Here is a 12,652-nt window from a genome sequence, read left to right as displayed (position 1 = left end):
GTAATGCCGAGGCATCAGCCCCGGTAATAGCGTTGCGGCACGAAGGGCGTTGCGGCGACGCGGGCCGGCAGCGGCTTGCCGCGCACGACCAGCGTCAGCGGCGTGCTAACAGCGGAGTTCGCGATATCGACATAGCCCATTGCGACCGGCGCCCCTGCGGTCGGACCGAAGCCGCCGCTGGTGATCTCGCCGATAAGGGTGCCGTTGGCGTCCTGGATTTCCGTGTGCTCGCGGGCCGGCTGGCGGCCTTCCGGCTGGATGCCGACACGGCGGCGCGTGGCGCCCTCGGTCAGTTGCCGATGGATGATGTCGTAGCCGGGGAAACCGCCCTCGGCCCGGCGGCGCTTCGGCAGAGTCCATTCCAGCGCACCTTCGACCGGCGTCGTGGTGGTGTCGATGTCGTGGCCATACAGGCAAAGCCCGGCTTCCAGCCGCAGCGAATCGCGGGCGCCGAGCCCGATCGCCTCGACCTCAGCCTCGCCCAGCAGCGAACGGGCGATCATCTCCGCATCGGCCTTGTCGCAGGAGATCTCGTAGCCGTCCTCGCCGGTGTAGCCGGAGCGGGTCAGGATCACCGGCACGCCCTTGAAGGTGGCGGACAGGTAGCTCATGAACTTCATGGTGGCGGCTTCGGGCACGAAGCGGGCCATCACTTCGGCCGCCATCGGACCCTGGAGCGCCATCAGCGCCAGATCGTCCAGCAGCTCGACCTCGGCCTTGCCGGCCAGCTTCTCGCGCAGATGGGCGACGTCCTGTTCCTTGCAGGCGGCGTTCACCACCAGGAACAGGTGGTCGCCGGCATTGGTCACCATCAGGTCGTCGAGGATGCCGCCCTGCTCGTTCAGGAACAGCGTGTAGCGCATGCGGCCCTGTGCCAGCCCCTTGATGTCGCCGGGAACCAGCGTTTCCAGGGCGGCGGCGGGATCGTCACCGCTCAGGCGGACCTGCCCCATGTGGGACACGTCGAACAGCCCAGCCTTCTCGCGGGTGTGCTGGTGCTCCTTCAGGATGCCCAGCGGATACTGCACCGGCATGTCATAGCCGGCGAAAGGCACCATGCGGGCGCCAAGCTCGACATGGAGCGCGTGCAGCGGGGTGGTCTTGAGAGCGGTTGCGGCCTCGGTCACGCGGGTCCTCCGACAAGGTTTCAGCGCCCGCACCGGGATCGATGCAGGAAGCTGCCCCCTCTGTCTTGGACCTGAGAGATTCACCGCCGTCCGGTCGAGCCGGACACCCGGTTTACTCCTTCGGTGAGTCGCGGCGGGTGAGCGCCGAGGCTGCTTTCCAGAGTTGCCTTATCCCCTTGCGGTCCTTTTGCCTGAGAGTTTCCGGGGGCGGTTGCTCCTTCGGCGCCGCCCGCAAACCTGTCCGTTTCCGGCGGTTCGACGGGCGATCTCTCCCGCGAGGGATCATCGGCGTGATGGCGGCACACTGTCGCGAATAGACAGGTTTGTCAATCGACGGATCCGGCGAGATTGCCGGACATTTGCGGACCGCCATCCCCGCGAAGGCGGGGATCCAGACTTTCGGACCAAGCATTTGATGCGGCTGGATTCCCGCCTTCGCGGGAATGACGGCAGAGAGCGTGTCAGCCGAACTCAGGCAGACCGGCGCCTTACTTCTTCATCTGCGTCCGGTTGAACTCCAGCTGCTCCGGCGTCAGCTGGAAGCCGAGATAGATCTTCCAGTCCTTGGCGTTGGCATCCTTGGGCAGCGGGATCCGCGGAGCCAATTCCTCCCGCGTGCCGGCGCGCGGCTGGCCGGTGACGAAGGTCACGTCGGTATCGAAATAGGCCTTGGACACCAGCGTGTCGTCCGGCTGGGCCAGCGCCACGAAATACTGGTATTTGGCGGTGTTGCCCGGCAGCGCCGGGCCGCGTTCGGCCACCAGGAAGACGTTCACGTTCACCGTGACGCCGGCACTGGTGTATTCGCAGTTGCCGGTGTAATCGACCAGGGCGGCGCGCGACTCCAGATCGGTCAGGTCCTTGCCGCCGGGGCGGAAGACCGTTACCTCCTGCAGGTCGCGGACGATGTTGACCTTGGGGCAGGCCAGCGCCGCGTCCGCGGGGTCGTTCGGTCCCAGGCCGGAACAGCCGGACAGCACCGCGATGGTCCCGGCGGCGAGGAGCGCAGGGCGGCTCTTACGCATCAGGGACGCCAGCGGGCTTTTCCGGGCGGGGGTTCCTAGTTTACGGTCGCGGCGGTCCATCGGTTCGGCCTGATCGGTTAACGGGCTGTTGGACCGCGACTTTAGTGTCCCAGCTTGACCGGCACAAGACCGCGCGGCGGTTCTATCCCTTGCGACGGTTCGGCACAGGACCACCTTAGGGCACGTCTTCTACGCAAGGGCGGAACAGCACATATGACCACCACCAATTCCCCGGCCCTCCAGCCCTTGACGATCCTGCTGGCGGCTCCCCGCGGCTTTTGCGCCGGCGTCGACCGGGCGATCCAGATCGTCGAGACGGCATTGGACCGCTTCGGGGCGCCGGTTTATGTCCGGCACGAGATCGTCCACAACCGATTCGTGGTCGAGAGCCTGGAAGCCAAGGGCGCCGTCTTCGTCGACGAACTGACCGAGGTGCCGGATGGCCGCCCGGTGGTGTTCTCCGCCCATGGCGTGCCGAAATCGGTGCCGCAGGCGGCGGAGGCGCGCGGCCTGTTCTATCTCGACGCCACCTGCCCGCTGGTCAGCAAGGTCCACCGCGAGGCCGAACGCCATTTCGAGGACGGCCGTCAGATCGTCCTGATCGGCCATGCCGGGCATCCGGAGGTGATCGGCACCATGGGCCAACTGCCGGAGGGAGCCGTCGTGCTGGTGGAGAGTGTGGCCGATGTCGCCACGCTGGAGGTCCAGGATCCGGGGAACCTCGCCTATGCCACCCAGACCACCCTGTCGGTCGACGAGACGACGGAGATTCTGACCGCGCTCCAGGCCCGTTTCCCCGCCATCGCCGGACCGAAGAAGGAGGACATCTGCTATGCCACCACCAACCGTCAGGCAGCGGTGAAGGCCATCGCGCCGAAGGTTGACGCGCTGCTGGTTCTCGGTGCGCCGAACTCGTCGAACTCCAAGCGTCTGGTGGAGGTGGCGAAGATCCACGGCTGCCCGGCCGCCCAGCTGGTCCAGCGCGCCGCCGAGATCGATTGGAGCGCACTGGCCGGCGTCGCCCGGCTCGGCATCACCGCCGGCGCGTCAGCCCCGGAAGTGCTGGTGGAGGAGGTCATCGAGGCCGCCCGCGCACGATTCGACGTGACGGTGGAAGAGCTGCGCACGGCGACCGAGAACATCGTCTTCAAACTGCCGCGCGCGTTATCGGTGGAGCGGGAGACGGTTTGAGAGGGAGGTGCCATTTTGGCCGTTGCCCCCTCCCCATCCCTCCCCCGCTTCGCGGGAGAGGGAGTTAAGCGCGAGAACGGCGGAGTTCCCTCTCCCGCCGCAGGCGGGGGAGGGTTAGGGAGGGGGCGCCCGTAACTATCCCCTCAAGCCCCCTCCGCCACCGCCAAAAGTCCGTCCACATCCACTACGCTCTCCAGCCGGTCTGCGACCGCATCCAGCGCCCGCTCCACGGCCACCCCGTAGCCCAACTCCGACCCGCCTCCCATCCCGCGCAGATAGGCCGCCCGGAAGCCGTCCGCAGCGAACAGCCCGTGCAGGTAGCAGCCGGCGACCCGCCCATCCGCCGACTCAGCGCCGTCCGTCATGCCATCCGCAAGCTCCAGCATCGGCCGTGCCCGGTCCGGTCCATCGGTCCTGCCCATGTGCATCTCGTAACCCGCCACCGCCGCGCCGGTGCGACGCTCACGCCCCTGCGCTTCCTCCAGCACCTTCGGGCCTTTCAGCACCGTCTCGACATCCAGCAGTCCAAGCCCCACTGCCTCCCCCGGCGGGCCTTCGATGCCGTCGGGATCGGCGATCCGCCGCCCCAGCATCTGATAGCCGCCGCATATCCCCAATACGCGGCCGCCACGCCGCCAGTGGGCCATCAGGTCGATGTCCCAGCCCTGCGCCCGCAGGAAAGCGAGGTCGGCGATGGTCGCCTTGGTGCCGGGCAGGATCACCAGATCGGCATCGCCCGGCAGCGGTTGCCCCGGACGCACCATCGTCAGCGCGACACCCGGCTCCTGCGCCAGCGGGTCGAAGTCGTCGAAATTGGCGATGCGAGACAGCATCGGCACGGCCACGCGCAATGCCCCGTCGCCCGCGGCACGCGGCCGGTCGAGCGCAACCGCATCCTCCGCCGGCAGGGTCGCCGCCTCCGGCAGCCAGGGCACCACGCCGAACCCGCGCCATCCGGTGTGGCTCTCGATGATCCGCAGACCTTCATCGAACAAGCGAACATCGCCGCGGAACTTGTTGATGAGAAAGCCCTTGATCCGCTCCTGTTCAGATTTTGGTAGAAGTGCGTGGGTGCCCACCAGACTGGCGATCACGCCGCCGCGGTCGATGTCGCCGACCAGCAGGACCGGCACGTCGGCGGCGGTGGCGAAGCCCATGTTGGCGATGTCGCCGGCCCGCAGATTGACCTCGGCCGGGCTGCCGGCGCCCTCCACCACCACGATGTCGGCCTCGGCCTTGAGCCGCTCGAAGCTGTCCAGCACGGTGCCCAGCAGTTCGCGCTTGCGCGCCTGATAGTCGGCGGCGCGTGCGGTGCCGACCACCACGCCGCGCACCACCACTTGGGCGCCGATGTCCGACTGCGGCTTCAGCAGAACCGGATTCATGTGGACGCTGGGCGCCACGCCGCAGGCCCGCGCCTGCAGCGCCTGGGCGCGGCCGATCTCGCCGCCGTCCGCCGTCACCGCGGCGTTGTTGGACATGTTCTGCGGCTTGAACGGCCGGACGGTCAGCCCGCGCCGCACCAGCGCCCGGCACAGCCCAGCCACCAGCAGCGACTTGCCGACGTCGGAGCCGGTGCCCTGCAGCATGATCGCGCGTGACGGCATGGTTCAGAACTCGATGCCGGCCTGGGCCTTGACCCCGGCCTCGAACGGGTGTTTCACCAGCGTCATCTCGGTGACGAGGTCGGCGGCGGCGATCAGTTCCGGCTTGGCGTTGCGGCCGGTGATGCAGACATGCAGGTCCGGCCGGCGGGCGGCCAGCGTCGCCAGTACCTCGTCCAGGGCCAAGTAGTCCATGCGCAGCACGATGTTCAGTTCGTCCAGCACGATCAGGCGATAGCGCGGGTCGGCCATCAATTCCTTCGCCTTGGCCCAGGCGGCTTCGGCGGCGGCGATGTCGCGGGCGCGGTCCTGGGTGTCCCAGGTGAACCCCTCGCCCATCGTGTGGAAATCGACCAGATCCTCGAAACACTCCAGCGCCACGGTCTCGCCGGTGGACCAGGCGCCCTTGACGAACTGCACCATGCCCACGCGCATGCCGTGGCCGACGGCCCGCATCATCAGGCCGAAGGCGGCGGTAGACTTGCCCTTGCCCTTGCCGGTGTGGACCATCAGCAGGCCCTTCTCCACCGTCTTGGACGCGAGCGCCCTCTCCTGCAGCGCCTTGCGCCGCTTCATCTTCTCCGCATGGCGGCGGTTGAGTTCCTCGGCATCAGCCGTGCTGTCGGTCATGCGGGACTTCCCTTCACGAACATCGGCAGACCGGCGACGGTCAGCACGACGCGCGGCGCAACGGCCGCAATGGATTGGTGCAGGCGGCCGGCATGGTCGCGGAAGCGGCGCGCCAGCGCATTGTCGGGCACGATGCCGAGCCCGACCTCGTTGGAAACCAGGACCACCCGGCCCGGCAGCGTCGGCAGCAGCTCCACCAGCGCGCCGGTCTCTGCCGCGATGTCGGCCTCCGCCATCATCAGATTGGTCAGCCACAGGGTCAGGCAATCGACCAACACGCCGGTGCCGGCAGCGGCGTGACGGCGCAGCGCGCCTGTCAGGTCCCGCGGCTCCTCCACCGTCGTCCAATCGGGGCCGCGGTCGTCGCGGTGCTTCGCCACCCGCTCCGCCATCTCCGCGTCCCAGATTTGCGAGGTGGCGATGTAGACGCGGGGCCCGCCCAGCGCCGTCACCAGCCCCTCGGCATAGCGGCTCTTGCCGGAGCGGGCGCCGCCCAGCACCAGCGTCAGGTCAGCCGTCATGTCCCCAGCCTTCATTTCCAGGGCGTCCCGTCGCGGTGGTGATAGGCGCCGTCGCGCCAGACCATGTCCTCGTCGGAATAATCGATCTCATCGCCGCCACTGCGGTCGCCGACCTCCAGGTAGCTGGCCGGCCGGCTGCTGCGGTTGATCAGGCGGTGACCATCGGCGACGCCATGCGGGAAGCCGGCGCACATGCCGGCGGTCAGCAGCGTCTCGCCCGCGTCGGTGACCAGGGTCAGCTCGCCCTCCACCACATAGACGAACTCGTCCTGCCGGCTGTGCCAATGGCGCAGCGCCGACGACGCTCCGGGGGCCAGCCGGGTCAGATTGACGCCGAAATTGGTGAGCCCCAGCGGATCGCCAAGCGCAACCCGATGCCGCCCGGCCACCTGCGCCCGGAAGGGCTGCGGATAGTCGGTGGCGCCGGTGTCGGCGGTCAGGGCGGCTGGATCGATGACCGGCGGTTTCGGCACGGGCGGTCTCCGGTTTAGCTTTGCGGGTCCGGACTGTCGCAAACCGGGTGGGCTGCGTCAAACGGCGCAAGTCCCCTTCCGGAACAGGGTTGTGGAACAGGGTTGCGGGCCAGGGTTGAAGGGGTCACGGCTGGACAGCCGCCTCCACGACCACCATGCTTACCGCAACGCGAAATCACAACCTGCGATCCGATGCCCAATCTGGAAATCATCAGCCGCCGCCCCGCCGGCACGCCGAAGGCGCCGCCGCTTCTGTTCGTCCACGGCGCCTTCAGCGGTGCCTGGATCTGGGATGCCAATTTCCTGCCCTGGTTCGCTGCGCGCGGGTGGGAGGCGCATGCCGTCTCCCTGCGCGGCCATGGCAACAGCGAGGGGCGCGACCGTCTGCATGAGTTCGGCATCGCCGATTATGTGGAGGACGTTCTGCAGGCCGCGGACGGGCTGTCGGCGCAGCCGGTGCTGATCGGCCATTCCATGGGCGGCATGGTGGTCCAGCGCGCGCTGGCCAAGCGCCGTTTCGCCGGCGGCGTGCTGATGGCGTCGGCCCCGCCCTACGGCCTGTGGTCCTCCACCATGGGGCTGGCCTGGCGGTCGCCTTATGTGTTCCAGCAGATGGCGATGCTGACCACCTTCGGCGAAAAGGCCATCGACCCGGACGCAATCCGCCGGGCCATGTTCTCCGACAAGATGCCGCGCGCCGAGGCCGCCAAGTACGAAGCCTATCTGCAGGAGGAGTCGCGCCGGGTCCTGCTGGACATCGGCGGCTGGATCCCCTTCCCCGTGCTGCCGCCGCGCGACACGCCGGTGATGGTGATGGGTGCTGAGGAGGATCTGCTGTTCCCGCGCGCGGAGGTGATCGCCACCGCCATGGCGCTATGCACCCAACCGGTCTTCATGCCGGGAATGGGGCACGCGATGATGCTGGAACAGGACTGGCAATCGGTCGCCGAGCGTGTCGAGCAATGGGTCTCGGCGACGGTGACGGCGGAGGTGGGTTGAGGGGGCGAGTGCGCCCCCTCACGTCCTTCACGCCGTCGTCGGGTTCGGCATGCCCGGCATCGGCTCGTCGGCGGGCGGCGGGATTTCCGGCAGCACGTCGGGGTTGTCGGGCACCGGATAGGGATCGGGCGTGGTCGGCCGGTCGGGCTGCGGCGGATTCGGGTTGGAGGGGGGCGGAATCTCGCCGGGTGTCGACGGCTTCTGCTGGTCGCTCATTCGGAAAACTCCTGGGTCGGGGATGGCCCTGGGGGATGTCCCTGGGGGGATGTCCCTGGGATAACGCCTCAATCGACCGTCCGTTCAATCGCCCGGCCGCCGGCCTGCACGTCCTGTCCGGCGCCTTCCACCGTGTTGCAGCCGGTCAGCATTGCCGCCAGCGCCATCAGGAAGGTCAGGATCACCAATTCACGCGCGGGGAACGGGATGGCGCGGGCGGTGGCGCGCTGCCGGCGGTTCTTGGCGTGGTGCATGGCGTCTCTCCGGTGTGAAGGGGGGATGGGTGGCTGTCCGGGCGTCGTTCGTCTCTGTTTCTGACAACGGGACGGCGGCGGCTTGGTTCCGCGGGAGCCCATCCGGCCATGCAGGGAATGCAACGGTCCTTTCGAGGCGCCCGAAAGCCTTGACGCGGTACGCCCACCGGGCAAGATGACCGGCTTTTGCGCAGCCTGCCCGCTTTCCGGCCAGCCTTTACGGTCCGGCGGCGCGGCCGAGCCCGCTTCCCCGATGCCGACACAGGTCCCGTCATGAGCACCGCCACCCTGCCCACGCCCGAACCGTTGCGCGCGCGCCTCGCCGCCCACATCGGCGAGCTGCTGCGGCTGGCGGCGCCGGTCATCGTCTCCCGTGCCGGGCTGATGGTGATGATGGCGGTCGACACGGCCATCGTCGGCCGCTATTCGGCGCAGGAGCTGGCCTATTACGGGCTGGCCCATCTGCCGGGCAACATCATGGTCGGCACCGGCGTCGGCCTGCTGATGGGCACGGTGATGATCACCGCCCACGCCTTCGGCGCGGGCAACGATGCGGAATGCGGACGGGCATGGCGCCGGTCCGTTCCCTACGCGCTGCTGCTGGGCGTGCTGTTCGCGCTGGTCTCACTGCTGGGCGATCCGCTGTTCCAGGCGGGCGGCCAGACGCCGGACATGGCGGCGGGCGGCGCCCATGTGCTGGCCGTGCTTGGCCTCGGGGCGCCCGGCATGATGCTGTACATCACCACCGGCTTCTTCCTGGAGGGCGTCAAGCGGCCGCTGCCTGGCATGGTCGCGATGGTGATCGGCAACATCGTCAACGGCGCCCTCGCCTGGGCGCTGGTCTGGGGGCATGTCGGGTTGGAGCCTTTGGGCGCCGTCGGCTCCGCCTGGGCGACCACCATCGTGCGCTGGGGCATGGGGCTGGGGCTGGTCGCCTATGTCTGGTGGATGCGCGACCATGACCGCTGGCAGGTCCGGCTGCCGGTGTCCGACTGGTGGAGCGGCGCGGCGCGCCAGCGCCATCTCGGCTATGCCGCCGGGCTCAGCATCGGGGTGGAGAGCGGCGCCTTTGCCGCACTCGGCCTGTTCGCCGGCATGATCTCCCCGCTCGCGCTGGCCGCCTACACGGTGGGTCTGAACCTGACCGCCCTGCCCTTCATGGCGGCTGTCGGGCTGGCGTCGGCGACGGCGGTGCGGGTGGGCGTGGCCTATGGCCGCGGCGACCGCAGCGACATGGTGCTGGCGGGCTGGACCGGGCTCGGCGTCACCAGCGCCATCCTGGCCTGCGTCGGCATTCTCTACCGCAGCCTGCCCGAGGCGCTGGGCGCCATCTACACCAACGACCCCGAACTGCTGGAGGCGGTGGTGCCGCTGATCGCCTTCGCCGCCTGGATCCTGATCGCCGACGGCGGCCAGACGGTGATGGCGAACGCGCTGCGCGGCCGTCACGACGCCTGGGTCCCGACCGCGCTGCATTTCTTCTCCTACGCGGTGGTGATGATTCCGGTGTCGGCCTTCCTCGTTTTCGGTCTCGGCCACGGCGCCCATGGGCTGTTCGAGGGAATCCTGATCGCCAGCCTGGTATCGGTGACGATCCTGTCGCTGCGATTCGCGCGTTTGAGCCGGCGCTGAACCGACATTGACGGGGCTTTTCGGCCCCGAATCGTTGTGTGCAATTGCGAGAGTTGCTATATTTCCTGGGCAAAACCTTCGGCCCGCAAGGCCAGTGACTGCCGCGGATTCCTAAAGCGGCGGCGCATTCGAAGAATGAGTGTCCTGCTTGAGCAATACGCCCCTTCCTCCCGCCTCCGACATCGCGCCGATCAACATCGAAGACGAGATGCGGAAATCGTATCTCGACTACGCGATGAGCGTGATCGTGAGCCGTGCCCTGCCCGACGTCCGCGACGGGCTGAAGCCGGTGCACCGGCGCATCCTCTACGCGATGAAGGAGGGCGGGTACGACTCGACCAAGCCCTATAAGAAGTCGGCGCGCATCGTCGGCGACGTGATGGGTAAATACCACCCGCACGGCGACAGTGCGATCTACGACGCCATGGTCCGCATGGCGCAGGACTTCTCCATGCGCCTGCCGCTGATCGACGGCCAGGGCAATTTCGGTTCGATGGACGGCGATCCGCCCGCGGCCATGCGCTACACCGAAGCGCGTCTGGCCAAGGCGGCGGAAGCGCTGCTGGACGACATCGACAAGGACACGATCGACTTCCAGGCCAGCTACGACGATTCGGGCCGCGAGCCCACCGTCGTCCCGGCGCGCTTCCCCAACCTGCTGGTGAACGGCGCCGGCGGCATCGCCGTCGGCATGGCGACCAACATCCCGACCCACAATCTGGGCGAGGTGATCGACGCCTGCTGCGCCTACATCGACAACCCCGACATCACGCTCGAAGAGCTGATGGAGCATGTGCCCGGTCCCGATTTCCCGACGGGCGGCCTGATCCTCGGCCGGTCGGGCAGCCGGGCGGCGCTGCAGACCGGGCGCGGCTCGATCATCCTGCGCGCCAAGACCCATTTCGAGGAGGTGCGCAAGGACCGCACCGCCATCGTCGCGACCGAGATCCCCTATCAGGTCAACAAGGCCAAGCTGATGGAACGCATCGGCGAGGTCGTGAACGACAAGATCATCGAGGGCATCTCCGACCTGCGCGACGAATCGGACCGGGACGGCGTGCGCGTGGTGATCGAGCTGAAGCGCGACGCGGTTCCCGACGTCGTGCTGGCCCAGCTGTTCCGCCACACCCAGCTCCAGACCTCCTTCGGCGTCAACATGCTGGCGCTGAACGGCGGTCGTCCGGAGCTGATGCATCTCCAGCAGATCATCGCCGCCTTCATCCGCTTCCGCGAGCAGGTCATCACCCGCCGGACCGAGTTCCTGCTGGGCAAGGCCCGCGAGCGGGCGCACACCTTGGTCGGTCTGGCGGTCGCCGTCGCCAACCTGGATGCGATGATCGAGTTGATCCGCAGCGCTCCGGATCCTGTCTGGGCGCGCGAGGAGATCATGAACCGCGAATGGCCGGTCCATGACGTCGGCCCGCTGATCGAGCTGATCGACGAACCGGGCCGCGGCGTCAGCCCGCAGAACACCTATCGCTTGTCGGAAGTCCAGGCCCGCGCCATCCTCGACCTGCGTCTGCACCGCCTGACCGGGCTGGAGCGCGACAAGATCGGCGCCGAACTGACCGACGTCACCGACCAGATCGCCGACTTCCTCGCCACGCTCGCCAACCGGCCGAAGCTGATGGGGATCCTGCGCGACGAGCTGGTGGAGATGAAGGAGCGGTTCGGCAACCCGCGCCGCACCGAAATCCAGGATCTGGAGTTCGAGGCCGACATCGAGGACCTGATCCAGCGCGAGGACATGGTCGTCACCGTCAGCCAGTCCGGCTATGTGAAGCGGGTGCCGCTGTCGACCTACCGCGCGCAGAAGCGTGGCGGCAAGGGCCGCGCCGGCATGTCGATGAAGGCGGAGGACGCGGTCAGCGACCTGTTCGTCGCCAACACCCACACGCCGCTGCTGCTCTTCTCGAACCGCGGCATGGTCTACAAGCTGAAGGTCTACCGCCTGCCGCTGGGCAACCCGCAGGCGCGCGGCAAGGCCTTCGTCAACCTGCTGCCGCTGATCGACGGGGAGACCATCACCACCGTCCTGCCGTTGCCGGAGGACGAGGCCGCCTGGGCCGATCTGCACGTCGTCTTCGCCACGTCGAAGGGCAACGTGCGCCGCAACCGCATGTCCGACTTCGCCAACATCCGCTCCAACGGCCTGATCGCCATGAAGCTGGAGGAGGAAGGCGAGCGGCTGATCGGCGTCCATACCTGCACGGAGGCCCTGGACGACGTCCTGCTGGCGACTCGCGGCGGCAAGTGCATCCGCTTCCCCGTGGACGACGTGCGCGTCTTCGCCGGCCGCACCTCCACCGGCGTTCGCGGCATCAAGCTGGCCGACGGGGACGAGGTGGTGTCGCTGTCGATCCTGACCCATGTCGACGCCACGCCCGAGGAACGCGCCGCCTTCTTCAAGATGAAGCGCGACGAAGGGCTGGAGATGGAGGGTGAGGCCGCGCCGGAAGCCGACGACGTGCCGGCGGACAGCGTCACCCTGACGCAGGAGCGGTACGAAGAACTGAAACAGAAGGAACAGTATATTCTGACCGTCTCCGACCGCGGTTACGGCAAGCGCAGCTCGTCCTACGAGTACCGCATCGCCGGCCGCGGGGGCCAGGGCATCTGGAACATGGAGATGGGCGAGCGCAACGGGTCCATCGTCGCCGCCTTCCCGGTCGAATCGAACCATCAGGTGATGATGGTGACCAACGGCGGCCAGGTGATCCGCATGCCCCTGCACGACGTGCGGGTGGCCGGCCGGAAGACGCTGGGTGTCACGCTGTTCCGCGTGGGGGCGGAAGAGCGCGTGGTCTCCGTCGCCACCATCGCCGAGGAAGACGGCGAGAATGGTGTGGGCGAGAACGGCGCCGGGGAGACTGGCGTCGACACGGGCGTTGAGACTGGCGGTGACGCCAACGGTTCGGTCGGGTCGGTCGGCGATGCCGGCGACACCGCCGCGCCGAACGAATAACGGAAGGGCGTAAAG

Annotated in this window: 12 protein-coding genes and 1 riboswitch; of the genes, 4 read left to right on the top strand and 8 right to left on the bottom strand. The window is 68.1% G+C overall.

The genetic code is table 11. The features are described 5' to 3' along the window. Nucleotides 1–14: 14 nt before the first annotated feature. Nucleotides 15–1,127 (bottom strand): glycine cleavage system aminomethyltransferase GcvT, encoded by a 1,113-nt coding sequence (gcvT, locus tag VD964_RS26345; protein ID WP_324871428.1) that lies wholly within the window; start codon nucleotides 1,125–1,127, stop codon nucleotides 15–17. Between the two features lie 169 nt (nucleotides 1,128–1,296). Next, a riboswitch (glycine riboswitch) is annotated at nucleotides 1,297–1,412 on the bottom strand. A gap of 203 nt (nucleotides 1,413–1,615) precedes the next feature. Beyond that, nucleotides 1,616–2,152, bottom strand: coding sequence for a hypothetical protein (locus tag VD964_RS26340; protein ID WP_324871427.1), 537 nt, complete (start codon nucleotides 2,150–2,152; stop codon nucleotides 1,616–1,618). 213 nt (nucleotides 2,153–2,365) lie between these two features. Here VD964_RS26340 and ispH point away from each other — a divergent pair, with 213 nt between their 5' ends. Continuing rightward, nucleotides 2,366–3,343: a 4-hydroxy-3-methylbut-2-enyl diphosphate reductase gene (ispH, locus tag VD964_RS26335; protein WP_324871426.1), complete on the top strand. Its 978-nt coding sequence runs from the start codon at nucleotides 2,366–2,368 to the stop codon at nucleotides 3,341–3,343. Nucleotides 3,344–3,486: 143 nt separating this feature from the next. On the opposite strand, the gene VD964_RS26330 is transcribed toward ispH, so the two are convergent. The 4 genes from VD964_RS26330 to VD964_RS26315 are packed head-to-tail and all read right to left on the bottom strand — an operon-like array spanning nucleotide 3,487 to nucleotide 6,571. After that, nucleotides 3,487–4,950 carry a cobyric acid synthase gene (locus tag VD964_RS26330; RefSeq protein WP_324871425.1) on the bottom strand — a complete coding sequence of 488 codons (1,464 nt, stop codon included), beginning with the start codon at nucleotides 4,948–4,950 and terminating at the stop codon, nucleotides 3,487–3,489. A 3-nt stretch (nucleotides 4,951–4,953) separates the two neighbouring features. Further along, a complete protein-coding gene (gene cobO, locus VD964_RS26325; protein WP_324871424.1) occupies nucleotides 4,954–5,577 on the bottom strand; it encodes a cob(I)yrinic acid a,c-diamide adenosyltransferase in 624 nt (207 codons plus the stop codon). After that, a complete protein-coding gene (gene cobU / locus VD964_RS26320; protein WP_324871423.1) occupies nucleotides 5,574–6,098 on the bottom strand; it encodes a bifunctional adenosylcobinamide kinase/adenosylcobinamide-phosphate guanylyltransferase in 525 nt (174 codons plus the stop codon). Before cobU ends, cobO begins: the two co-directional genes overlap by 4 nt. An 11-nt stretch (nucleotides 6,099–6,109) precedes the next feature. Further along, on the bottom strand, nucleotides 6,110–6,571 hold the full coding sequence (locus VD964_RS26315; protein ID WP_324871422.1) for a cupin domain-containing protein: 462 nt from the start codon (nucleotides 6,569–6,571) through the stop codon (nucleotides 6,110–6,112). Nucleotides 6,572–6,763: 192 nt separating this feature from the next. Here VD964_RS26315 and VD964_RS26310 point away from each other — a divergent pair, with 192 nt between their 5' ends. Continuing rightward, entirely contained in the window at nucleotides 6,764–7,570 is an 807-nt protein-coding gene (locus tag VD964_RS26310; protein WP_324871421.1) for an alpha/beta hydrolase, read from the top strand. Nucleotides 7,571–7,597: 27 nt separating this feature from the next. Here VD964_RS26310 and VD964_RS26305 read toward each other — a convergent pair whose 3' ends face one another. Continuing rightward, nucleotides 7,598–7,786: a hypothetical protein gene (locus tag VD964_RS26305; RefSeq protein ID WP_149223526.1), complete on the bottom strand. Its 189-nt coding sequence runs from the start codon at nucleotides 7,784–7,786 to the stop codon at nucleotides 7,598–7,600. A 68-nt stretch (nucleotides 7,787–7,854) separates the two neighbouring features. Then, nucleotides 7,855–8,040 (bottom strand): entericidin A/B family lipoprotein, encoded by a 186-nt coding sequence (locus tag VD964_RS26300; protein ID WP_324871420.1) that lies wholly within the window; start codon nucleotides 8,038–8,040, stop codon nucleotides 7,855–7,857. Between the two features lie 273 nt (nucleotides 8,041–8,313). On the opposite strand from VD964_RS26300, the gene VD964_RS26295 reads away from it, so the two are divergent. Together VD964_RS26295 and gyrA are read left to right on the top strand one after the other, a co-directional pair. Next, nucleotides 8,314–9,672 (top strand): MATE family efflux transporter, encoded by a 1,359-nt coding sequence (locus VD964_RS26295; RefSeq protein ID WP_324871419.1) that lies wholly within the window; start codon nucleotides 8,314–8,316, stop codon nucleotides 9,670–9,672. A 148-nt stretch (nucleotides 9,673–9,820) separates the two neighbouring features. Next, nucleotides 9,821–12,637, top strand: coding sequence for a DNA gyrase subunit A (gene gyrA / locus VD964_RS26290; RefSeq protein ID WP_324871418.1), 2,817 nt, complete (start codon nucleotides 9,821–9,823; stop codon nucleotides 12,635–12,637). The last annotated feature ends 15 nt before the right edge of the window (nucleotides 12,638–12,652 follow it).

This window comes from Azospirillum sp. (assembly GCF_035628975.1).
In the GTDB taxonomy this organism is placed as follows: Bacteria; Pseudomonadota; Alphaproteobacteria; order Azospirillales; family Azospirillaceae; genus Azospirillum.
The sequence above is the reverse complement of the archived record's forward strand: the minus strand, read 5'-3'. Positions and strand labels throughout refer to the sequence as shown.

Coding starts and splice junctions, on each gene's coding strand:
- VD964_RS26340 (WP_324871427.1), bottom strand. CDS start 2,152: ATGCGTAAGAGCCGCCCTGCGCTCCTCGCCGCCGGGACCATCGCGGTG.
- VD964_RS26330 (WP_324871425.1), bottom strand. CDS start 4,950: ATGCCGTCACGCGCGATCATGCTGCAGGGCACCGGCTCCGACGTCGGC.
- cobO (WP_324871424.1), bottom strand. CDS start 5,577: ATGACCGACAGCACGGCTGATGCCGAGGAACTCAACCGCCGCCATGCG.
- VD964_RS26300 (WP_324871420.1), bottom strand. CDS start 8,040: ATGCACCACGCCAAGAACCGCCGGCAGCGCGCCACCGCCCGCGCCATC.
- VD964_RS26305 (WP_149223526.1), bottom strand. CDS start 7,786: ATGAGCGACCAGCAGAAGCCGTCGACACCCGGCGAGATTCCGCCCCCC.
- ispH (WP_324871426.1), top strand. CDS start 2,366: ATGACCACCACCAATTCCCCGGCCCTCCAGCCCTTGACGATCCTGCTG.
- VD964_RS26310 (WP_324871421.1), top strand. CDS start 6,764: ATGCCCAATCTGGAAATCATCAGCCGCCGCCCCGCCGGCACGCCGAAG.
- cobU (WP_324871423.1), bottom strand. CDS start 6,098: ATGACGGCTGACCTGACGCTGGTGCTGGGCGGCGCCCGCTCCGGCAAG.
- VD964_RS26295 (WP_324871419.1), top strand. CDS start 8,314: ATGAGCACCGCCACCCTGCCCACGCCCGAACCGTTGCGCGCGCGCCTC.